A 22681-nucleotide genomic window follows, 5' to 3' on the forward strand; every position below is an offset into this window, starting at 1 on the left:
TCACACCTCCTTGGCGATGTGTTGGCCGGCGCGGATGGCCAGCGCCATTCCGGTCAGCGTAGGGTTTACCCCGCCTGCGGTGGGCATGACGCCGGTTGTGACCAAGAATAGATTTTGATGATCGAAACAACGAAGGTCGCGATCCACCACGGCGTCCTCTGCCTGATTGCCCATTCGCACCGTGCCCATGATGTGTTGCTGACAAATGAATGTGGTCGGTGGGCTGACGCGGGTGCCTTGGGTGGCTTGCAGAAAGTTGGCAAAATCGTCCATCAGCCGCGGCAGATTCGCTTTGGTGTAGTCCGAAATCCGGTAGTCCAAACGTAAGCCCGGTAAGCCCAGCGAATCTTTGAAGCTGGTGTTCAGGGATATCCCGTTGGCCTTGTCGGGTAAGTCTTCGGTGAGTGCTTCAAAGGTAAATATTCGAGCAGAACGGTCGTAAATTTCGTCATCCAGCGCAGTACCGATCTTACGTTCCGAAAGGGCCGTTTCGGCGATACCCACCGTCGGTGGGTTGTTCAGCAAGTCGTAGCGCGTCGAGGGGATGCGCGTTCGGTCGGGCTGATTGCGCCGCTGCATGATTGCGCCATGAATGTTTTGGCCGCGTCCCGCCCATAACGGCTCAGACGAGAGCAGTGTCATGTCGATGGTGGGATGCACCATCAAATTACGCCCAACCATGCCTGAGCGCTTCCCCAGGTTGTTCATCAGCATCAGCTTTGGGGTTTCAAAGCCATGGCCAGCCAGCACGTACACTTTGGCGGTTAGCCGTTTAGTAGCACGGTTCGGCGTCAGGTAGTGCAGGGCGGTTACCTTGCCATCGGCAGCGGTTTCGATCTTGTGCACCACGGCGTTGCTACGCAGGTCTACGCCCAACTTGCGGATTTTTTCAACAACGTGGTAACCCGAATGCTTGGCGCCAATAGGGCAGTTCCAGTTGCACATGTTGTTGCCAATGCACGCCGGGCGGCCGTCATAGGGCTTGCTGATGCGTGATGAGGGTGCCACGTCAACGCGATAACCTTTGGTTGCAATTTGTTGTTGCAAGCGTTGTATCGCATAGGGCTTGGCTTCAGCGGGTAGCGGAAAGGGTCGTGAGCGAGGTGGGTAGGTGTAGCCCAAGCCTTGGCCTGACTCGTCGAAGTCGGCGATACCATTGACCCCGATTTCGTACTCGGCGTCGCAATAGAACGGCTCCAGTTCGTCATAGGTGATGGGCCAGTCTACGGCCAGCCCGAAGCTGGACTTCAACGTCATGTCTTCAGGGAGCAAACGCCAAGTGGCCGCCGTCCAGTGCCGTGAGGTGCCGCCTACCGTACGCAGCGTGCCGGGGAACACATCAATCCCTTTAAGGTGTGGGCTGATGTAGCCGGGGCTAAAGCTGTTAGGTGCGTAGGGCACATCCGGGAAGGGGGCATTGAAGTTGTTTTGCCTGGCCGAGTTGCGAAAGTTATCGGTCACTTTCCAGTCAGTGGTTTCAGGGCCGGCTTCCAGCACAATCACTGATTTTCCGGCACGTGCCAGTTGCAGCGCCACCATTGAACCCAATGATCCTGAACCCACTACAATCACGTCAGCGTCGAAGTCGCTCATTGTTCAGCCCCCTTTCCTAACGAAGCGCGGGCGGCCTCGATTGAGTCGAAGTGGCCAGCCGCATAAGCCCGCCAAGCAGGGTCGGGAGCGGCGATGGTGTAAGTTTTCAGGGGTTGGTAGGCCCAAGTGGTGGCGCCTTCCGGCAGGTCTGACGCATCGACCCCGCGTGGCGTGTCTTGCCACCAGCCGGCGGGCCCCGGTGGGTAGCTTTGCGCGGGGATGATTGAATCGGTCTTGGCATAGGCTTGCATGTCGAGAAAGGTCGCGAACTCGGCGTCATCCTTAAGGATTCGCCCCGACGGTGTACCGACATACCCCAAGTACCATGGCTTGGCGATGATCAAGGCGGTATCCAGATCATTGCCTGTCAGCGCCGATAATCCCGCTTCGCGAGAAGGGCTTGCTACCAAGGCTGTGTACAGAGTGGCGAGGTGTGCTGCGAAACCCGGATGGCGTTCGCTCAACAAACCTTCGATCCTTGCTGCTGCGCCGGGGGTTAGATTATCCGCGCCGGTGATGATGCGGCTGACCTGCATAAAGGCGTCGGAAACTGAGCCGTCGGCTAACACCGAAGTCGACCAGTACACTGCAGGTGGTATTAAGGCGAGAGAAATAAGAAAGGAGCGACGATCCATAGACATAAAGCCCACCTTGGCAAACAGTTAAACATCCGATATTCAATCTGTGAGAGATGTTTATAGCCAAAGTTCAACTAACAGCAAGTATTGTCAGTTATTAATAAGTCGAGGTTTATGCAGTGTTTAAATAATGAGATTTATTATCGTTTGCTGTAAGGGCAAGCGTGCTGGCGATCTTTTAAACAATCAAAAAGTCGCCAGCACGCTCGCTCCTACACAGGGGGTGTCGAACTTTAAACCTGCAACAAACGCTCTCTAAGTTTGCCGATTTCATCACGCATTTGCGCGGCAGCTTCAAACTCCAGATCGCGAGCCAAAGCGTACATTTTCTCTTCCAGTTGGCGAATACGTTTGCTGATCTCGCTCGGTGAGCGCAATTCGTTTTCGTACTTGGCGTTTTCTTCGGCCGCTTTGGCCATGCCTTTGCGTTTCTTACTGCGCGAACCCGGGACCACCGCACCTTCCATGATGTCGGCAACGTCCTTGAAGACGCCTTTGGGGGTGATGCCGTTGGTCTCGTTAAACGCGATTTGTTTTTCGCGACGACGTTCAGTCTCACCAATCGCCCGCTCCATCGACCCGGTGATGCGGTCGGCGTACAAGATCGCTCGGCCATTTAGGTTACGTGCGGCACGACCAATGGTCTGGATCAACGAGCGCTCGGAGCGCAAAAAGCCTTCTTTGTCAGCGTCAAGAATCGCCACCAGCGACACCTCGGGCATATCTAACCCTTCACGCAGCAAGTTAATGCCTACCAGCACATCAAACACCCCAAGGCGTAGATCGCGAATGATTTCGACCCGCTCTACGGTGTCGATGTCCGAGTGCAAATAACGCACGCGTATCCCGTGATCGGCCAAGTAGTCGGTGAGGTCTTCGGACATGCGCTTGGTCAACGTGGTCACCAAGACTCGCTCCTCCAATGCCACGCGTTTACTGATTTCGGAGAGCAGATCGTCGACCTGAGTCAGTGCCGGACGAATCTCGATCTGCGGGTCGACCAGACCGGTCGGCCGCACGACTTGCTCAATCACTCGCCCCGCGTGTTCCGCTTCGTAGTTACCTGGAGTGGCCGAGACGAAGATCGTTTGCGGGCTGATGCGCTCCCACTCATCAAAGCGCATTGGCCGGTTGTCCAGCGCCGAAGGCAGGCGGAAACCATACTCAACTAAGGTTTCTTTGCGCGAGCGGTCGCCCTTATACATGGCGCCGACTTGCGGCACGCTGACGTGGGACTCGTCGATCACCAACAGCGCATCAGCGGGCAAGTAATCAAACAAGGTTGGCGGCGGCGCACCGGATTCACGTCCCGAGAGATAGCGCGAGTAGTTTTCGATGCCGTTGCAATAGCCCAGCTCCATGATCATTTCTAGATCGAAGCGAGTGCGTTGCTCCAAGCGCTGCGCTTCGACCAGTTTGTCGTGGCTGCGCAGGTAATCGAGGCGCTCTTTGAGTTCTTCCTTGATGCCTTCTATGGCGTCGAGCAAGGTTTCGCGCGGCGTCACGTAGTGGCTCTTGGGGTAGAAGGTGAAACGCGGCATCTTGCGAATGACTTCACCGGTGAGCGGATCAAAGGCGCTGATGCTTTCGACTTCTTCATCGAAGAGTTCGATGCGAATCGCTTCAAGGTCCGATTCGGCCGGGTAAATATCAATGACGTCGCCGCGCACCCGAAAGGTCGCCCGGGCAAAATCCATGTCGTTGCGGGTGTATTGCAGATCGGCTAAGCGCCGCAACAACTCGCGCTGGTCGAGCTTATCGCCGCGGTCGATGTGCAGCACCATTTTTAAATACGTCTCTGGGCTGCCCAAACCATAAATGCACGACACCGTGGTCACGATGATCGCGTCTTTGCGTTCCAGCAACGCTTTGGTAGCCGACAAACGCATCTGTTCGATGTGGTCGTTAATCGAGGCGTCTTTCTCAATAAACGTATCGGAGGAAGGCACATAGGCTTCGGGCTGGTAGTAGTCGTAGTACGAGACAAAGTATTCCACCGCGTTGTTCGGGAAGAACGTTTTGAACTCGCCATACAGCTGGGCGGCCAGGGTTTTGTTAGGCGCCAGCACCAGCGTCGGCCGATTGACGTGGGCGATGACGTTGGCAATGCTGAACGTCTTGCCCGAACCGGTTACCCCGAGCAGAGTCTGGTGCGACAGACCTGCCTCAATGCCTTCGATCATTTGGCGAATGGCTTCAGGCTGATCGCCCGCAGGCTGAAAGCGGGTAACGAGTTGGAAATCGGACATAACGGACCTCTGGATTCGCTTCCTTATGCTGGGATAGACCCCACCAAAGCGAGAAAGACTGCATGCGATGCATGCCGCAGAACAAACAGGATACGTCTATATATGGAGATCGTGACTGACTGTTTCAAGGCGCTGCACACCAAGGCCATTCAGGCTAAGCCGGCAATTAGACCAGCGGGGGGAAAATAAACCCAAATACTTGTCTAAAACCGGGTTTCGGCTGTTGCCCCAATCGCGATCAGCTTTATACTTGCTCCCCGTTTGTGCACCGCTCTAGTGCAATCGGCTGGAGCGTTGTCACCCCCTCCATCTTCCATTCAGAGCCGCCGTAATAATGAGCCTGTTCTCCGCTGTCGAAATGGCACCACGCGATCCTATCCTGGGCCTCAACGAAGCATTTAATACCGATACTCGTACCGACAAAGTCAATTTGGGGGTCGGTGTTTACTGCAACGAGGAGGGACGAATTCCACTCTTGCGTGCCGTTATCGAAGCCGAAACGATCCGGGCAGCTGAACACGCTTCACGCGGCTACTTGCCGATTGATGGCATTGCTGCGTACGACCAAGCCGTGCAGAAGCTGCTGTTCGGCGAGCAATCGCCACTGTTAGCCGCTGGCCGTGTGATTACCACGCAATCGGTAGGCGGCACAGGCGCGCTGAAAATCGGTGCTGACTTCCTCAAGCAGTTACAGCCTGGAGCTGTGGTCGCGATCAGCGATCCAAGCTGGGAGAACCACCGTGCGCTGTTCGAAACAGCAGGTTTCCCAGTGCAGAACTATCGCTACTACGACGCCGCCAGCCATGACGTTAACCGTACTGGCATGCTCGAAGACCTGAACGCCTTACCGGCTGGCTCGATCGTTGTGTTGCACGCGTGCTGCCACAACCCAACGGGTGTCGACCTGACTCCCGCCGACTGGCAGAACGTGCTGGACGTAGTAAAAGCCAAAGGTTTGATCCCATTCTTGGACATGGCCTACCAAGGCTTTGGCGACGGCATCGCCGAAGACGCTGCCGCAGTGCGGTTGTTTGCTGACTCGGGCCTGAGCTTTTTTGTTTCTAGTTCGTTTTCCAAATCGTTCTCGCTTTACGGCGAGCGTGTTGGCGCACTGTCGGTTGTTACTCAGTCCAAAGAAGAGAGCGCTCGCGTTCTGTCCCAAGTTAAACGTGCGATCCGTACGAACTACTCCAACCCGCCGACTCACGGTGCAAGCATTGTGGCTGCGGTGCTTAACAGCCCTGAGCTGCGTGCCAAGTGGGAAGCCGAACTGGCTGAAATGCGCCAACGTATCCGCGGCATGCGCTTGCAGATGGTTGAGCTGCTGTCGAAAAAAGCTCCTGAGCACGATTTCAGTTTTGTTGCGCGTCAGTGCGGCATGTTCTCGTACTCCGGTTTGACCGTTGAGCAAGTGGCGCGGTTGCGCACCGAGTTTGGCATCTACGCGCTCGACACCGGTCGAATCTGCGTTGCTTCTTTGAATCAACGCAACATTGAAGCGGTCACCGACGCGATTGTTCAGGTCATCTGAATAATCTAAAAGAGACGTTATCAAGGTGTTGACTTCTCTTTTTATATCAGTAAGATAGGCGCCATTCCGCGATAGCTCAGTTGGTAGAGCAAATGACTGTTAATCATTGGGTCCCTGGTTCGAGTCCAGGTCGTGGAGCCAAATATTGATTCAGATGCAGCGTTCACGCTCTGAATCTTCCGACAAAACCCGCCTTATGGCGGGTTTTTTCGTTTTACAGATCCTGCCTGCTAGTTGCTCGCGATCGGCTGGCGACGTGGCAAACGACCGTTGAGTACGGCGTACGCCACCAACCCGATCAGTAGCCCCCAGAACGCCCCACCAATACCGAGCAGCGTGATGTTGGCGGCAGCCGCCAGAAAGGTAATCAGCGACGCCTCGCGCGACTTGGCATCGGCCATGGCACTGGCCAAGCTGCCGCCCAAAGTGCCCAGCAGGGCAAGCCCGGCCAGTGTGGTGATAAAGGCGGGCGGCAGGGCCATGAATAGCGCTGCGAGGGTGACGCCGAAGATTCCTACGAAAATATAGAACACGCCTGCAGCAACCCCCGCGATCCAGCGTTTGGAAGGCTGTTCATGGGCCTCCTTGCCGGTGCAGATGGCCGCTGTGATCGCTGCAATATTGAACGCATGCGAACCAAAGGGCGCCATGAGTAAAGAACCCAAACCGGTGAGGGCCACGATCGGGTTGGCACTGGTCTTGAACCCATCGTTACGCAGTACCAGCATGCCAGGCATGTACTGACCCGTCAGGGTTATCAGAAACAGCGGTAACGCGACACTTAGCAACGCATTGAGTGAGAACTCAGGCTGCGTGAACACGGGCGTCGCGAATTGCAGACTCAGCCCTGACACATCGAAACGTCCCTGAATCAGTAGAAAGGCCAAGCCCACTATCAGAATGCCCACCACTGCGTAACGTGCGGTGAACCGTTTGAGCAATGTGTAAGTAACAATCAGCAAACCGACTAGCAACGGTTCAAGGCTCATGCCACCAAAAGCATTGATACCAAACTGCAGCAGAATACCGGCCAGCAGCCCTGCGGCTACACCAGGAGGGATCAGTCGGATAACTTTTTCAAAGTAGCCAGAAACACCCAATAGGATGAAGGCTATAGCAGAAATCATGTACGCGCCTACCGCCTCGGCATAGGGCGTGGTGGCTAAGGCGACGACCAGGAACGCCGCTGCGGGTGTCGACCAAGCAGTGATGATCGGCTCGCGAGAAAACCAACTGAGGAACAGCCCGGTAACGCCCACGCCAATCGACACGGCCCATACCCATGAAGCGGTCAACTCAGGGCTCAGCCCAGCGACTTTGGCCGCCTGGAAAACCAGAATGAAAGTGCCGCCATAGTTGACAATGACCGAGATCAGACCGGCGACAATCGGATGCAGCAGGTGATTAAGGCGAACAGCTGATTTGAAGGCTAAAAATGGCATGGTTTTACGTTGCTCCTTGCAAAATGAGGTGCTTGGCGTCGGCTTAGAAGTGATTTATAGCGCTTAAATGGCCTGTTTAGCCCGTACACTTTTGCTGATTTAGCCAGACCACTTTTGGAGCTGAGTGCGGTTCCTGCCAAGCGCTGTGCGCGTGCTTAGTCAATAGCGATGGGTAGAGCCTTCGGATAGACTGGTCGGCTTTTCGGGCCAACTTGTTCGTATGGGGCAGACCGCATGGCGAAAACCTTCGAGCTTGAAACGCTGAAGATGCGACTCAACGATCCTGAATTTGCGCTGCTGGACCTGCATCAGCGGATTCAGCGAGCACTGCGTGCACTGATCCTCGACACGACCCTTGATGCTGGTTTGAAGTTGCCCGCAACCCGGGTTCTGGCCAAAACCCTCGGGGTTGCTCGCGACACGGTCGAAAACGCCTACGTGCAGTTGCACCGAGATGGTTTCATCGTGCGGCGCGAAGGCTCGGGCAGCTATGTGTGCGAAACGGTGGGTGCCCAATTGCACGGGGCAACGCGACGACCTAAGAAAGTGCAAGACACCCAGCGCAGCGAGGCAGTGCCAGGCTCGGGTTTGAGTCGGCGCGGTCGGATGATTTTTGACAGTGGCGCAGTTAACGATCAACAGGTGATCAAAGCTTTTGCCACCGGTCTGCCGGAAACTCGCACCTTCCCCACCGATGTTTGGGAGCGCCTGCAGCGCCAGGCGATGAAGGACTACCGGGGCAATGTTCTGCTGCACGGTGACCCGCAAGGCGCCGAGCCTCTGCGCAAGGCTATTGCGATCTACTTGAACCTAGAGCGCGGGGCCAAATGCTCCCCCGAGCAAATCCTAGTCTTGAGCAGCACGCGCCAAGCCCTGTTTCTGTGTGCCCAGTTACTCGTGGACGCTGGCAAGCCGATTCTGCTGGAGAACCCAGGCTACTACGGTGCGAAAAAGGCTTTTCAAGCCGCCGAGGCCAAGGTCGTACCCATTGACGTTGATGCCCTTGGCATACGCACAGACCTGTTGCAGGGAGACCGCAGTGGCGCCACTTGCGTCTATGTCACACCGTCGCATCAATACCCCACCGGAGCGACCCTACCGCTGGAGCGTCGACTTGAGCTGATCCGTTGGGCGGCCGAACATGGCAAGTGGATTATCGAGGACGATTACGACAGCGAGTTTCACTACGAAGGGCTACCGACTGCGTGTGTGCAGGGCCTAGACGCTTATCAGCGCACGGTCTACCTAGGCACTTTCAGCAAAACGCTCTACCCAGGGTTGCGCGTGGGCTACATGGTGCTGCCATTTGAATTGGTCAAGCCTTTCACTTATGCGCGCAGCATCATGGACGGGCACACACCTCAGATCCTTCAGTTGACTTTGGCACGTTTCATGGAAGACGGTCATTACAACGCCCATGTCCGGGCAATGCGCAAACTTTACGGCGGCCGCCGCGCCGTCATGCTCAATGCTATTGGCAAGCATTTGGAAGGTATTGTCACGGCTTTGTGCCCTCAAGGCGGGCTGCAGATTCCCTGTTTGCTGGCCGAAGGATGGTCAGAAGAAAAGACAATCCTCCAAGCTGCCAGTGCGGGCGTGCAACTGCCTGGCCTCAGTCGGTTATATGCCAGCGAGCAGAAGAAACAAGGTTGGCTGTTGGGGTATTCAGGCTTGAACGCCACTGAAATCGAAGCCGCCATGTTGCGCTTGGCCAATGCGTTGCGCAAAAGCTAGAGCAATCGTTAGCGTGCACTCGGTGGTTCCGCTGACAAGACCTACAACGACGGGGCCGCCTTAAGGTAGTTGTAAACCGTCGCCCGAGAAATACTAAAGTACTCGCCGAAATAGTCGACGAAGCCGCGCACGTCCAGCAGCCCATCGGTGCGGGCCTGAGCCAGTACCAGCATGATCTCGGCACGCCCAAAATCACTTTGTCGCACACTGTACTCACTGCAAATCGCTTCAACGATACCGTGCAGCTGTTCGCGCCAGTCAGCCTTGAACAAGGGTGCGGGACGAGCCTGTGACTGCACTCCCACAGCAAAGCCATTCAAGAGCTTTTGCACTTGGGCTAAGGCTGTGACATCAAAGTTTAGGCACAACAAAGCGGCGATCGTGCCATCGTCTGCGCGTGCAGCAATCGAGATGGAACGCAGAGTGCGGTTGTTGGCGCTGGTCTTTTCATAAGGGCCGATCACATCCTGCCCTTTATCTAACTCTGGCAGATCGGTAATCAGTGACTCATCACCGACTTTACGCTTGGAGAAGCCGTTGGCCATGTGCGCGATCCGTCCGCTACTAAGGTCATGGACGACAGCTTCTACGTCAGGGTAAAGCAGGGCGGCGATGCCGTCTGCGGTTGCTTTCATAAAGCAGAGATTAACCATAGGTGTTACGGCACTTGAAGATGAGTGGTGGGATTGTACGGAGTCGCCATGGCATTTGACAGGAGCCTCGTACCGCTTAACCGCGTGCATGTCACGAGCCCTCAGTGACGAATTTGCGCCAGAAACGCTCGCGCTCTATCACTGGTGGGCGCAGTGAAAAATTTAGCGGGGGGCAGATCCTCAATAATGCGTCCTGCGTCTAAAAACAACACTCGCTCAGCCACCTGGCGTGCAAAACCCATTTCGTGGGTGACGCACAGTAAGGTCATGCCGGTGTCCGCTAAGTTAACGATGACCTCTAGCACTTCATTGACCATCTCTGGGTCCAGTGCTGAAGTGGGTTCATCGAACAGCATGACTTTCGGTTCCATGCATAACGCACGGGCAATGGCTACGCGCTGTTGCTGGCCTCCCGAGAGTTGACTGGGGTATTTATCCGCCTGATTGTCGACCCCGACTTTGTTTAAGTAGTGACGAGCTTGATCACCGGCTTGCTGGCGTGACAGGCCGCGTACGGACATTGGCGCGAGTGTGCAGTTTTGCAAGACGCTCATGTGCGGGAAAAGATTGAAGTTTTGAAACACCATGCCCACTTCTTGTAACGCCTGACGTCTGGCCGCACAGGGTTTTGCTAGGTCGGCCCCTAACGTGCGGATAACGCCTTTTTCGGCCACTTCCAAGTGGCCAATACAACGAATGAGGGTTGATTTGCCAGAGCCCGAAGGCCCGCACAACACAATGCGCTCACCTTTTTTTACGCTTAGGTCAATCCCGTGAAGCACTTGGAAGTTGCCGTACCATTTGCTCAGCCCGTCGATATGCACCACGGTTTCTCGTGCGGCCAAATCGGATAGGCTGAGATCTTTGGGCGTGGAGTAGCTCAACGGCATGGCGAGTCCTCTCGATAATTAGGTGGGCTGCCGAGACAGCCTCAGCCGATGTGTTTGCTTAGTGATTGTTCTAGCCGCTTGAGTGCTCGCCTGAGCACTTCGACGATCAACAGGTACAGCACCGCTGCCCAGAGGTAGACCTGGAAGTCGAAGCTGCGTGAGAACGCCAGTTTGGTCACGCCCATCAAGTCGTAGACAGTAACCAGCGAGGCTATAGCGCTGGCTTTGATCATTAGGATGAGTTCGTTGCCCAGCGGTCTGATCGCTATTAATAACGATTGCGGCAAGATCACTTTGCCAAAGCTGGTCCAGCGTGACAGGCCCAGAGCTTGCGCAGCTTCGCGCTGCCCTTGGGGTACGGCCAGCAAAGCGCCGCGTAAAATCTCGGCCTGATAGGCCGCAGTATTAAGAGTGAAAGCCAGCAGCGTGCAGTACCAGGCATCTCGCAAAAACCACCAAAGCCCTAGATCTTGCCAGAAGTGCTTAAACGAGCCGAGGCCGTAATACAGCAAGAACAACTGGGCGAGCAGCGGCGAACCGCGGAAAAAATACACGTACACACCGGTAAAACCACGCAGCCAACGGTTGCTTGATAACCGCCCCAAGGCCAGTGCCAGACCCAGCAGCATGCCAAGGGAGAAAGAAATCGCGACCAGTTTGCCCGTGACTAAAAGCCCGTCCAACATGCGTGGGCCGTAACGCGCTAGCAATTCTGGATTAAAAAAAAGGTTCAACAGCTCATCGGCACTCATGCTCATGCACCTCGTTGGTGGCGATTGAAGTGCTGTTCGAGGCAGTGGAAGAGGCGACCTGACAGTGCCGAGAAAAACAGGTAGCCGAGGCACGCCACTGTGTAAAACAGCATCGGTTCTTTGGTCACACTGACGGCCAGACTGGTTTGGCGCATCAAATCGACCAAGGAAATAGTCGACACCAGTGACGTTTCCTTAAGTAGCGCCAACCAATTATTCGACAGGCCGGGCAACGCCACGCGCGTCAGTTGTGGCAGCAGCACTTTGCAAAAGATCGCGCTCGGGGACAGGCCCAGCATCGCCGCCGCTTCAAGCTGCCCCTTGGGTACGGCCTTGAAAGCACTCAGCCAGATCTCGCTGGAAAAGGCTGCGAACACCAAGCTGAAAGCAATCATGGCTGCGACAAAGGCATTGATTGTCACCTCGGTTGAGTAGCCCATGGCGGCGAGGAGCTTTTGCGCCCCGATCTGACAGCCGTAGTAAATGATCAACAGCGTCAGCAGTTCGGGTAACCCACGAAACACCGTGGAAAATGCCGTGGCACTAAGGTGTAACCAGCGTCGCTTGGAGCGAGTGGCCAGCGCCACGCCCAGACCGAGGGGCAAGCCCAGCGGCACACAGCTAAGGGCTAGCACGAGAGTGACCAGCGCACCGACCAGTAAAGCGACACCCCAGCCACCGTCGGCCAGCGATAACAACGACAACTGCTCGAACATGTCTTAACCCTCAGGCACGGCAGAAGGGTTAATAGATATCGACGTCGAAGTACCGGCTGACCAGTTCTTGGTAGGTGCCATCGGCGATGATTTCAGCCAGTGCTTTGTTGAGCCGCTTACGCAGTTTTTTATCTTCTTTACGCACCACAATCGCAGCATCGGCATGGGTGCCGGGTATATCGCCAAGAAAGGTGCAGCACTCTTTACCTGCGCCTTGAGTCCAAGCCAGCAATGGATACTTGTCAGCGATGACTGCATCCAGGCGCCCAGCGGCCAAATCGCTGGCGGCTTCATCTTGCGAAGGGTAGAGCTTTACATGGGCACCAGCAGGCTCGTAATGTTTTTCGGCGTAGATAGACTGGGTTGAAAACGACTGGGTGCCAACCGTCAACTCTTTGAAAGTAGCGCGGGTATCGGTGATCGGTGAGTCTTTTGGGACGGCGAGTGACAGCGGAGTGCGGTAATAACGATCAGTAAACGCAATCTTCTTTTTGCGCTCTTCGGTCACGTTCATCGACGCCACGATGGCATCGTATTTTTTGGCCAGCAGGGCGGGAATCATGCCTTCCCAGTCTTGAGTGACGAAGGTGCATTTGACGTTCATTTTTTCGCAGAGCGCGTGGGCAATATCAATGTCGAAGCCGTGCAAGGTGTTGTTTGAGTCAACGTAATTAAACGGTGGATAGGCCCCTTCGCTGGCGATGCGTAGAGTTTCTGCGTGCGCCGTGTTGAGGGTTGCCAAGAGCATGCAAGCGGTGATGACAGCAGCCGTGCGGATCAGCTTATTCATATGAATACCTATGTTTTTATTGTTGGTTCAGGCATTGCTTGGGTAAGGCTCAGATGGCGAGCGGGATGTGGTCGTAAGCGTGAGAGAGCGAAGGGCGAGCCAACTCGACCGCCAACGTGGCAATGGCAATGTCTTGGGCGGCCAGCCCTGTCAGGTCAGCGACGGTAATGTCTAAATCACTGATTCGTCCCGGCCGGTTGCCGGCCAGCACTAGCCCTAGGGAAACGTCGGCAGTCTCTGTTATCAGCCCGGCGCGCAAGGCATGGGCCAACTCGCCGCGTTCAGCGCATTGGCGATGGTCGTCAGTCATGATGATTCGGGCCCGAGCCAAAATGTGTGGGTCCAGCTCCTGTTTACCGAGGCTGTCTGAGCCCATAGCGACAATGTGTGTGCCCGGTTGAACGGCCCATAGCGGAACGACTGGTTGAGTTGATGGGGTACAGGTAATCACCACATTGCAGTGTTGAAATACATCCTCCACCGTCTCTACTGCGCGCGTGGTTAAAGCGTTGCCCTTAAGTTTCTCTGCGAGTCGATTGGCTTTATTGAAGTCGCGCCCCCAAATGATGATGGATGAGGCGGCGAGGCTGTGTGCAGCCCAAAGCGCTTGTTGTTCGGCCTGATGCCCGGTGCCGATAATACCCAGCGCCGTGATCTGTGAAGGCGCCCCGGCTTTTGCCGCCAGTGCCCCGGCAGCGGCTGTGCGCCAACTGGTCAGCCAGCCTTCGTCGTTAAGGATGGCGACGAGCTTGCCGGTCTCTGAGCTGAACACAAGCATCAATCCGTTATTAGTCGCAAGCCCCTTGCTTGGGTTTTCGTAGAAGCCCATGGCCAGCTTGACCACAAAAATAGGCGCACCGCGGAAATAGCCGAACCGAATATGACAATCGCCGGGCGGGTTTTGAAACATCAGCTCGCCGCCTTTGGCGCAGATAACGTCGTGCTCTGCGTGCCTAATACACGCGTCACGTACTACTCGCAGAACGTCTTCACGCCGCAGAGCAGTGCGCAGACTGTTCAAGTCATAGAGCGACAGGTTCATAGGCCAGTCCTCCACCTGTAAGCAGTAAGCGCAAGTGGATGGCTGGCAGTGAGGTCTTGAGTATGGTCATGCTGTCTCGCCCCGTGGATGACGTGAGGTCGGAGACTAAGCAATTTAGACTTATTTTCTAAATTAAATTTATTGTCTAATTGTTGCCGTGGCTTTGGTCAGACCTACCAATTCTGGCCTGCAGGGAGGGCATTTTTAATAGTGTGTTCCGGCAACTCAACGCCAGACTCACAAAAAGTACAGTGAGAACAGCGTGTTATCTGCTGCCGACAATGGGCGCCTGCAAGATCCTTAAATTCGAATTTTAGAGGTTAAAACTTTTATAAGCGCTGTCTTTAATACGAGGAGAGGGAGAGGTTCACGGACAGAGTGAAAGTACCAAAACGGCTAACTAAAACATGCACCTCTCAACACAAAGCGTGAAGAGAGGTGCTCATTAGTAGGGTCACTGTTGAGGGGGTGTTTGTTCTTTTTTCTTAATCATAGAATCCTATTGCGTTCGTGCTTCAGCAGCAAACTTAGACGAATCGGTGGAGGCTGATTTCATACAATATTGCTTGCTACAATCAATGCCGCACGCCGTAGCACACGAGATATCGTGATACTTATTTCCGCTGTCCAAAACTTGACATATATCCGTAGTGTTACCCTCAATTGAACCATTTGCATTGATATCTGCTCCAAAAAGCAGACAGGTACCACCGCCCCCTCCAATCGGGAATAAATCGCAATTAGACCCGCCGACCAGCACCCATCCCCCATCGCACAAGGCTCCGGATGATGCAGAAGATGAAAAACCGACTAGGGCGAAAAGTGTTAAAAACATCGAAGTCGAAAAAGCTTTTTTTAAAAATGTTGTGTATGACTTGTACGTTTTCATGAGAATTACCTCAGTTTAAGAAAGTTGGCCTGCTGCGATGGCAGCCCTTTATAAACTACAACTCCTTATTGAGATTGGTAGGGTATTTGTGATGTGTCAATGCTCCCTACAGGATAAGTTTCTTATATTCCAATTTCCTATAATGGCCGCCGGATAAATGCTTATATGTGCAGGCTGTGCCAAGTTTTATTTTTCTAAATAATACTTGGCTCGTGAGAACACATCCTTGCGCCGATAACATATTGATGCTCAGACATTTTTTTACGCGCTGGTTGCATACAACTACTGGCGCTTATATGAAATAGAACGGGTTAACCTCGCTGAATGGCTGATAAATAACCGTGCCGCCAAGAGCGCGCACACAGTGCACAGTATCCAGAGTGCTTCCCATCCCCAGTGGCTTACGACGGCGGACGCTGCAATGGGGGCCAGAAATAAGCTGATGAAAGCGCCGCTGTTGCCCATAGCGATTGCAGTGCCCGAACGCTGTGCACCTGCGAGTGTGGCCAGTTCGGCGTAAGCCACGCCGTGCCAAATGGACACCAGCGTACCTGCCACCATCAGCACGATAGGCAGTACAACGCTTGCCAGCGTTGAAGGGATTGGCAGCACGCAGGTGACGATGCTCAGTATCAAGAACGCTGCGGCACTGAACCAGGCGCAGCCTTTGAGGTAGGCGCTGCGGTTGTTGTGCCGATCTGTCCAATGGCCGCTCCACAGACGGCCGATAATGGCTCCTACTTGAATCAATGCCAACATCAGCGAAGCTATGACTACGCTCAGACCTAATCTGTCGTGGAAGAACATCGCGGCACAGGTCATCAGTGTAAATTGCGGCGCGCAAAGCAAGCTGATAGCCAGCACTGCGCGCCACACGTTGAACTCACGCAGTGGGCTTGCTTGGAGATAACCAGACGTTTGAACGCGGGTATCAGGCTCATGAATCCAGCGCCAGACCAGGCCGCTGCACAGCATGCACAACGCGGCGGCAGTCGAAAAAACAACGCCGAACCCATAGTGCTGCGCGAGCCAAGGCATTAACAGTGCACCCAAGGCATAGCCCGTAGGAACGGCGGTTTGCCGGATGCTCATGGCTAAGCCTCGCTCCTGCTCTTGAAACCAGAGCATGATTGCCCGGCCACTGGCACCGTTGACGCTGCTGCCAAGTAAACCGGTTGCGAACAGCCCCAGACACAATACGAGTGCGGTGGGGGTGTGGTTGGAGTATGCGGCCAAGGTTAGCAGTGTAAGCGCCATGCTCATTAACCCCGTTAACAGCACAGGGCGGTCGCCCCAACGATCCGTCAGCAGCCCCCAAGGGATCTCGCTCAGCGCAATGCCGAGGCCAAGGATCCCTAGAGCCAGCCCCAATTCACTGTTTGACAACTGGTAGCTGCTGCGTAAATACACCGCTGTGGCCGGTACGCCCCCGACCACGAATGAAAAGCTGACGTTAGCCCCCACGCCAGCGGCCAGTACTTTCCAACGATGTTGACGATTAAACCGCATCGACTCTCTCCCGATCTGTGGCTTGTGAGCGTGCAGCGTCCCATGCCATGATCATTCGCAAAATCAATTACTTTTATTAAATAGTCCATAAAATCGGGATGATTATGCGTCCGGTCAGTTTCGATCTAGAGGTGTTGCGCAGTTTTGTGTGTGGCGTCGAGTCGGGGAGCTTCGCGGCAGCGGCAGACAAACTGGCGCGCTCGACGTCGGCAATCAGTGCGCAGATGAAAAAGCTTGAGGCGCAGGTCGGCGTGCCCGTGCTGCGCAAAGCGGGCCGTGGACTGGAGCTGACGCAGGCTGGTGAGCAGTTGTATGACTATGCGCAGCGCTTGCTCAGTTTGAATGACGAAGCGCTGTTCGCCGTCTCTGAAGCATCTCTGCAAGGCTGGGTACGCTTTGGGCTACAAGAAGATTTGAGTAGTTTTCTACCCTCTGTACTGGGGCAGTTTACCCGCGCACATCCCCATGTTCGGGTCGAGGCGCAAATTGCCCGCAATGCCGACTTACTCAGCCGGCTGGAGTCTGGAGCGCTGGACATGGCCGTAATGTGGGGCGAGGGCGGTCGACGCAGCGAGGTGATCGCCCGGTTACCCATGTGCTGGATTGGTTCTGAGCAGCAGGCGTTGGCTTGGCGAGCCAGCAGCGCAGAACCTTTGCCGTTGATTATGTTTGATACCCCGTGTCCGTTTCATCATGCGGGCACCGAGGCGTTAACTCGTCAAGGCACCGACTGGCGTGTCGCTTTTACCAGTTCTACGTTGCCGGGTTTGGCTGCGGCAACTCAGGCGGGGTTGGGTTACACCATAAGGACCCGCTTGGGTTTGCAAGCTGGCACCTGTGTGCTTGATGAGCTGGAGGCAGGGTTGCCAGCGTTGCCCAGTATCGCGTTGACCATGCGCTATCGACAGGTTGAGCGGTCAGTGGTTGTTGAGCGTTTGTCACGCATTGTCTTGCAAGCGATTGAGCGGCAGTTGGGGTAACTGTGCAGTAATACAGATATAGCTCTTACATTTGTCAGTCGCAGCAACGTCTTGATTTATGATGGCCGCCTTCATGAGTGGGGTGTCGGTTTTTGCTTGCCAATGACAACCGAAACAGCTCCGGCCAGACGCCTTCGAGTACTCGCTAATTAATTCTGTCGTGCCCGGTTTCCCTAACGCATTAGCGGCGCAGTGCCTGGTTATAGCGCTGGTTGAGGGGAGCCATTAAGGAGCTTTCATGGTCATGTTGTATCGAACTGCTGAGCTATCTCGCCTTCGATTTTCCCCCAACGTGTTAAGCGTCAGCATGGTGATGGCGTGCGGCGTTGGTACGTCAATGTTGGCCACCGCTGTGTGGGCCGATAGCTCGCTGGCTACAGCGAATAGTCTGCAACTGGATGCAGTGAGAGTCGTTGGCGAGCAAGGCAGTGGTTATCAGGCTACGTCGGCCTCGGTAGGTGGTTTTGATTCAGTACCGCTGCTCGACACGCCGGCTGCGATTACCGTGGTAACTGAACAGCAGATAAACGATCAGCAAGCGCGCCTGCTCAGTGAGGTGTTGCGCAATGACGCCTCGGTAGGCGAAAGCTATGCGCCGATTGGTTACTACGAAAACTTCGAAGTACGTGGTTTTACCCTCAACTCTGCGAGCAGCTACAAGATCAATGGCCGCACCATCACTGGCGAACAGAACGTCGCCCTCGAAAACAAGCAACAAGTCGAAGTACTCAAAGGTTTAGCGGGCTTACAGAGCGGTGTGTCCGAACCTGGCGGGCTGGTCAACTACGTAACTAAGCGCCCGGAAAATGTACGCTCAGTTACGGTATCGACTACGGATCAGGGCGGTAGCTACCTAGCGACCGATCTGGGCGGGTGGTTCGGTAGCGAGCAACAACTGGGCATCCGCACCAACCTCGCCCACGAAGATATCCAGTCTTATGTCGACCATGCGCACGGCAAGCGCGACTTTGCTTCCTTGGCGCTGGACTGGAACATCGACCCCAACAGCACCTTACAGCTCAATGCTGAATATCAGCGCCGCGAGCAGCGTTCTGTGCCGGGTTATCAGTTGCTGGGCGGCAGTGAGCTACCGCATCACGTTAACCCACATGACTTGCTGGCCTATCAACCTTGGTCCAAGCCGGTCACCATCAACTCGCTGAACATGGACGGGCTGTACGAGTACCGTTTTAACGATGATTGGAAAGCCAGCTTCAGCGCTTCACGTAGTCGTGTGGTGATTGACGATTACAGCGCCTTTGCGTGGGGGTGCTATGGCTCGGCCAACTGCGCCGAGGCCGCGGTGCCGAACACATTCAGCCCTGAAGGCGAATACGATATTTATGACTTCCGTAACCCGGATGACACGCGACGCAATGATGAAGCGCAACTGGCGCTCAGCGGGCAGTTTGAGACAGGCTCACTCAAACATGAGCTGACGTTCGGCAGCAGTGCATTGCGTAGAGTGCTGGACAGCCGTCCCGTGTTCAACGAAATGATCGGCTCTGGCGTTATCGGTACAACCCCTGAGCCCTTTGAGCCGTACGACGGGACGCCGGGGCACACCTACCGGCATCTCGACAGCCGCCAATACGGGCTGTTTGCCACCGATCGCATCAGCTTCAATGAGCAGTGGCAAACCGTGCTGGGGGGGCGGCAAATCCGTCTCGACGAGAAAGCTTATAACAGCGACGGGGGCACCAACCGGCACACTCAGCGCTCGGAGTTCTTGCCGCAAGCGGCTTTGATTTACAAGCCGCGCTTGGATACCACGGTGTACTTGAGCTACAGCAAGGGCCTGTCGTTGGGCGGTGAGGCGCCTTGGTTCAGCTCCAATGCCAGTGACATTCTGCCGCCCACCACCTCGCGTCAAATCGAGTTGGGAGTCAAGCATGATTGGGAGGCACTGAGCCTGACGGCTGCGCTGTTTCAGATCACTCAGGACTACCAATACAACAAACCTAATGGCGACGGTACGTTCACCTTCGTGCAGCAGGGCAAGCAGAAAAATATCGGTATTGAGCTGTCGGCCAACGGTCGCGTCAGCACTAACCTGCAAGTTGCTGCCAGCGTTGCCGCCATTCGTGCTCGTATCAACGACAGCGGCACCGATGACTACGACGGGCATCAAGCCCGCAACGTGCCAACCCTGCGGGCCAGCCTGCACGGTGATTACAGCATCGCTGACGTTCCGGGCTTAGCGTTGCTCGGCGGCGCGTACTACAGTGCTGGCAAATATGCCAATCAACAGGCCAGCGTCAAAGTCGGTGGGTACACCGTGTTCGATGTTGGCAGTCGCTACAGCACCCGCATTGAGGGTTACGACACCGTATGGCGCCTGACCGTCGACAACCTGTTTGATAAGCGCTACTGGCGCGATGTGGGGGATTACATGGGCGACGGTTACTTGTTCCAAGGCGCGCCGCGTACTGCGCGACTGTCGGCCACTGTGAGTTTCTGATCGGTCAGCACCTGACACGCCCCCCCTGTTATCCCGGGGGGAGGCGTACACATAGAGACGTCAGCGCCTCTCGCGTTGATCAGGCCGCCGACAGAGGCGGGGTGCGTGGCGGGATCGTGCGCTTGCTGCCAAGCGACTCAAACGCTGAGGCAAAACTCAGCAGCGCCGAATCGTCATAAGCGCGTCCGGCAAAGGTCAGCCCCACCGGCATCCCAATATCCGCCATCACGCCCATCGGTACGGTAACGGTCGGTACGCCCAAATGCCGAATCGCCAAGTTGCCGTTGGCCACCCACACACCGTTGCTCCAAGCGATATCGGCTGACTGCGGGTTCACATCGGCGTCTGCCGGGCCAACATCGGCCACAGTCGGAAACAGCACCGCATCCAGCCCCAGTTGGTCCATCCATTCTTCGAGGTCGACTCGGCGAGTCTGCTCCAGCCCGCGCAAGCCATCTGGCAAGCTGGCAATCTGATCCCACGGGGTAATCCCGCGTTGCGCCATGCGCACGTATTCGTCCATGCCCGCCGCCAGTTCGTCTTCGCGATTGGGCAGGGTGCCAGGGTCGTGCGGGAAGATCAGCGAGCCTTCAACGTCAGCCAAACGGTTTAGCTTTGGATCGCCGTTGGCACGCAGAAAATCATCGAAGGCCCAGCCCGACAGCTCCCATAACTCATCGTGCATAAACGTCTTAGACACCAGCCCACGGGTGAACACGGTAGGTGCCCCTGGGCGGTCGCCTTCACAGTTCGACACTAGCGGGAAATCGACCTCAATCACCTCGGCGCCTTTGGCTTCCAGCTCTTTGCGTGCGGCCTGCCATAGATCAATAACTGAGGCGCGGGTGATGATCCTTTGCCCCGTCGGGCCGCCAATACCGGGTTTTGCGGCGCTGCCTGCTTCGGAGTCCGCATTGATAAACATACGCGGCACGCCGAAGCGCTTGCCCGACAAGGTTTGAGCATCTGCCGCCAGCGCCAGATAGGACGCCGGACGAACCGACGCAACACTCGGCAGCGGCACCCACGGCTGCATACGCCACAGGTCACCTCGGGTGTCGGGGTCTTCGGCGACGACCACATCAAGCACTTGTAACAGGTCGGCCATGGTTCTGGCGTAGGGCACAACCACGTCCATCGTCGGCGTCAGTGGCCAGTTACCACGCACCGAAATCACGCCGCGTGAGGGCGTGTAGGCGCATAGGCCATTGTTAGAAGCTGGGCCTCGACCGCTGGACCAGGTTTCTTCCGCCAGCCCAAACGCCGAAAAACTGGCGGCTGTTGCGGTGCCTGCGCCATTAGAAGAGCCTGAAGCGAATGGCGCGGTCAAAAAGTCAGGGTTGTATGGGCTCTCTGCGCGGCCATAAACGCCGCGTTGCATACCGCCGTTGGCCATAGGCGGCATATTGGTCTTGCCCAAACAAATGGCCCCAGCGCCGCGCAAACGTTCGATGGTAAAGGCATCCCGATAGGCGATCAGGTCTTTAAAGGCCGGACTGCCGGAGGCTGCCGTCAAGCCCTTGACTAAGTAACTGTCCTTGGCCGTATAGGGAATGCCGTCCAGTGGCCCAAGATGTTCACCTTTGGCGCGACGGGCGTCCGAAGCTTCGGCTTCTTTAAGGGCGTCGGGGTTGCGAACCACCAGTGCATTAAGTGCAGTTGGCGTGTGCGGGCCATCGTAGGCCTCAATGCGTGCCAAGTACGATTTAACCAATTCAACGGCCGTGGTCTGGCCCGACTCGAGCGCTTCACGCAGTTGGGCAATAGAAACTTCAGTGACTTCGATCATGCGCTCACCGCCGGGGCTGAATAGTGGGTTTGGGGCATATACGGTGCAAATATAGCGTTACTTATCGGGCTTTGTGTAGCGCTGCGTGCAGTACATAAGCGCGCAGCTTAGCGAAACTGCGCATATCACTTCTATGTATATTCGATATTTATCCGCAATAGCTGGTTTGACCCTTGGGAGTCAGCGTTAAAGCTCAGGAGTCAGAACAAATGACGTGTATTGCCCGCTTCTTAAGTGTGAAGCGTAAGACCGTTCTGGAAAGGGCAAAAAGCCAGTATTTTTGCGGTATTCTGCGCGCCCCTTAACAAGGATGTGTCTGATGCAATGGTTCAAACGATTCAATCAAGCGTGTGAAGATCTTGGTAGGCGAATCCCGACGTGGTTTTTTTGCCTAGTAGCCGCTGGTTTTTACATCGCATGCCTTATCTCGCTGTTTGCCCCGGCACCGTTCAATTCTGTGCTGCTAATGATCCCTGCGGTCGTCATCAGCCTGGGCGTACTGAATAGACTCTACCCTCCAAAGGAGCGATGAAGTGGTTACGTGTTATCTGCGCTATGTGATTGACCCTTACAAACTGGAAGAATTCGAAGCGTATGGGCGCATCTGGATCCCGCTGGTGGAGAAGTTCGGCGGTACTCACCATGGTTATTTCTTACCCGCAGAAGGCGCCAACAATATTGCGCTAGCAATGTTTACCTTCCCAAGCCTTGCGGCCTACGAGGATTATCGTGAACGCTCGAAAACCGATGCCGAGTGCATCGCTGCCTTCAAGCTCGCTGAAGATAACCGTTGCATCCTGAGCTACGAGCGCAGCTTCTTTCGCCCCGTATTCGAGTGAGCCTTGCTAAAGCTGAGAGGGTTCGGTTTTGTTGACGCAGGTCAGTACCGGGCCCAAAAAAATTGCGCAGAATATCTTGTTACCTGTCGTAACACTGGGGTATTATCGGCCTGCGTTCACCTACCACGGTAAATGCATTTTTAAGCCCCAAGTTTCCATCAGCTACTTGGGCTTTTTTTTGCCT

18 protein-coding genes and 1 tRNA gene are annotated in these 22681 nt (G+C 55.4%); 6 read left to right on the forward strand and 13 right to left on the reverse strand.

Annotation, left to right across the window (positions count from 1 at the left end; translation table 11 throughout):
• The 3 genes from AQS70_RS16125 to uvrB form a co-directional block, all read right to left on the reverse strand.
• The gene (locus AQS70_RS16125) at positions 1-1593 is read right to left on the reverse strand and encodes a GMC family oxidoreductase (RefSeq protein WP_055103763.1); all 1593 of its coding nucleotides are present in this window, start codon (positions 1591-1593) and stop codon (positions 1-3) included.
• Positions 1590-2234: a sugar dehydrogenase complex small subunit gene (locus tag AQS70_RS16130; RefSeq protein ID WP_055103764.1), complete on the reverse strand. Its 645-nt coding sequence runs from the start codon at positions 2232-2234 to the stop codon at positions 1590-1592. The genes AQS70_RS16125 and AQS70_RS16130 overlap by 4 nt, the downstream gene beginning before the upstream one ends.
• A gap of 230 nt (positions 2235-2464) precedes the next feature.
• Positions 2465-4480: an excinuclease ABC subunit UvrB gene (uvrB, locus tag AQS70_RS16135; RefSeq protein WP_055103765.1), complete on the reverse strand. Its 2016-nt coding sequence runs from the start codon at positions 4478-4480 to the stop codon at positions 2465-2467.
• Between the two features lie 334 nt (positions 4481-4814).
• Here uvrB and AQS70_RS16140 point away from each other — a divergent pair, with 334 nt between their 5' ends.
• Together AQS70_RS16140 and AQS70_RS16145 are read left to right on the forward strand one after the other, a co-directional pair.
• Positions 4815-6011 carry an amino acid aminotransferase gene (locus AQS70_RS16140; RefSeq protein WP_055103766.1) on the forward strand — a complete coding sequence of 399 codons (1197 nt, stop codon included), beginning with the start codon at positions 4815-4817 and terminating at the stop codon, positions 6009-6011.
• A gap of 65 nt (positions 6012-6076) precedes the next feature.
• A tRNA-Asn gene (locus AQS70_RS16145) sits at positions 6077-6152 on the forward strand.
• Positions 6153-6241: 89 nt separating this feature from the next.
• On the opposite strand, the gene AQS70_RS16150 is transcribed toward AQS70_RS16145, so the two are convergent.
• The gene (locus AQS70_RS16150; RefSeq protein WP_055103767.1) at positions 6242-7453 is read right to left on the reverse strand and encodes a benzoate/H(+) symporter BenE family transporter; all 1212 of its coding nucleotides are present in this window, start codon (positions 7451-7453) and stop codon (positions 6242-6244) included.
• A 234-nt stretch (positions 7454-7687) separates the two neighbouring features.
• Between AQS70_RS16150 and pdxR the strand changes: the two genes are divergently transcribed.
• The gene (gene pdxR / locus AQS70_RS16155) at positions 7688-9187 is read left to right on the forward strand and encodes a MocR-like pyridoxine biosynthesis transcription factor PdxR (RefSeq protein ID WP_055103768.1); all 1500 of its coding nucleotides are present in this window, start codon (positions 7688-7690) and stop codon (positions 9185-9187) included.
• A 41-nt stretch (positions 9188-9228) separates the two neighbouring features.
• Here the strand turns inward: pdxR and AQS70_RS16160 are convergent, their stop codons facing one another.
• The 8 genes from AQS70_RS16160 to AQS70_RS16190 all read right to left on the reverse strand — a co-directional run bounded on the left by AQS70_RS16160 (position 9229) and on the right by AQS70_RS16190 (position 16428).
• Entirely contained in the window at positions 9229-9822 is a 594-nt protein-coding gene (locus AQS70_RS16160) for a helix-turn-helix transcriptional regulator (RefSeq protein WP_241492854.1), read from the reverse strand.
• A gap of 119 nt (positions 9823-9941) precedes the next feature.
• The gene (locus AQS70_RS16165) at positions 9942-10667 is read right to left on the reverse strand and encodes an amino acid ABC transporter ATP-binding protein (protein WP_156355184.1); all 726 of its coding nucleotides are present in this window, start codon (positions 10665-10667) and stop codon (positions 9942-9944) included.
• 104 nt (positions 10668-10771) lie between these two features.
• Positions 10772-11482, reverse strand: coding sequence for an ABC transporter permease (locus AQS70_RS16170; RefSeq protein ID WP_055103771.1), 711 nt, complete (start codon positions 11480-11482; stop codon positions 10772-10774).
• Positions 11483-11484: 2 nt separating this feature from the next.
• Positions 11485-12198, reverse strand: a complete 714-nt coding sequence (locus tag AQS70_RS16175) for an ABC transporter permease (RefSeq protein ID WP_055103772.1) — start codon at positions 12196-12198, stop codon at positions 11485-11487.
• A 28-nt stretch (positions 12199-12226) separates the two neighbouring features.
• Complete coding sequence (locus AQS70_RS16180; RefSeq protein WP_055103773.1) at positions 12227-12988, reverse strand: transporter substrate-binding domain-containing protein; 762 nt, start codon at positions 12986-12988, stop codon at positions 12227-12229.
• 49 nt (positions 12989-13037) lie between these two features.
• Complete coding sequence (locus tag AQS70_RS16185; RefSeq protein WP_055103774.1) at positions 13038-14030, reverse strand: NAD(P)-binding domain-containing protein; 993 nt, start codon at positions 14028-14030, stop codon at positions 13038-13040.
• Positions 14031-14529: 499 nt separating this feature from the next.
• The gene (locus tag AQS70_RS23650; RefSeq protein ID WP_156355180.1) at positions 14530-14919 is read right to left on the reverse strand and encodes a hypothetical protein; all 390 of its coding nucleotides are present in this window, start codon (positions 14917-14919) and stop codon (positions 14530-14532) included.
• A gap of 282 nt (positions 14920-15201) precedes the next feature.
• Entirely contained in the window at positions 15202-16428 is a 1227-nt protein-coding gene (locus AQS70_RS16190; protein WP_055103775.1) for an MFS transporter, read from the reverse strand.
• A 104-nt stretch (positions 16429-16532) separates the two neighbouring features.
• Between AQS70_RS16190 and AQS70_RS16195 the strand changes: the two genes are divergently transcribed.
• Positions 16533-17408: a LysR substrate-binding domain-containing protein gene (locus tag AQS70_RS16195; RefSeq protein ID WP_055103776.1), complete on the forward strand. Its 876-nt coding sequence runs from the start codon at positions 16533-16535 to the stop codon at positions 17406-17408.
• A 238-nt stretch (positions 17409-17646) separates the two neighbouring features.
• Positions 17647-19869: a TonB-dependent siderophore receptor gene (locus AQS70_RS16200; protein ID WP_055103777.1), complete on the forward strand. Its 2223-nt coding sequence runs from the start codon at positions 17647-17649 to the stop codon at positions 19867-19869.
• 79 nt (positions 19870-19948) lie between these two features.
• On the opposite strand, the gene AQS70_RS16205 is transcribed toward AQS70_RS16200, so the two are convergent.
• Positions 19949-21658, reverse strand: coding sequence for an amidase (locus AQS70_RS16205; protein WP_055103778.1), 1710 nt, complete (start codon positions 21656-21658; stop codon positions 19949-19951).
• A gap of 533 nt (positions 21659-22191) precedes the next feature.
• Here AQS70_RS16205 and AQS70_RS16215 point away from each other — a divergent pair.
• Positions 22192-22497 carry an NIPSNAP family protein gene (locus AQS70_RS16215; protein ID WP_055103780.1) on the forward strand — a complete coding sequence of 102 codons (306 nt, stop codon included), beginning with the start codon at positions 22192-22194 and terminating at the stop codon, positions 22495-22497.
• Positions 22498-22681: the final 184 nt, after the last annotated feature.

Origin of the sequence: Pseudomonas endophytica (assembly GCF_001411475.1) — a bacterium.
GTDB lineage: Bacteria > Pseudomonadota > Gammaproteobacteria > Pseudomonadales > Pseudomonadaceae > Aquipseudomonas > Aquipseudomonas endophytica.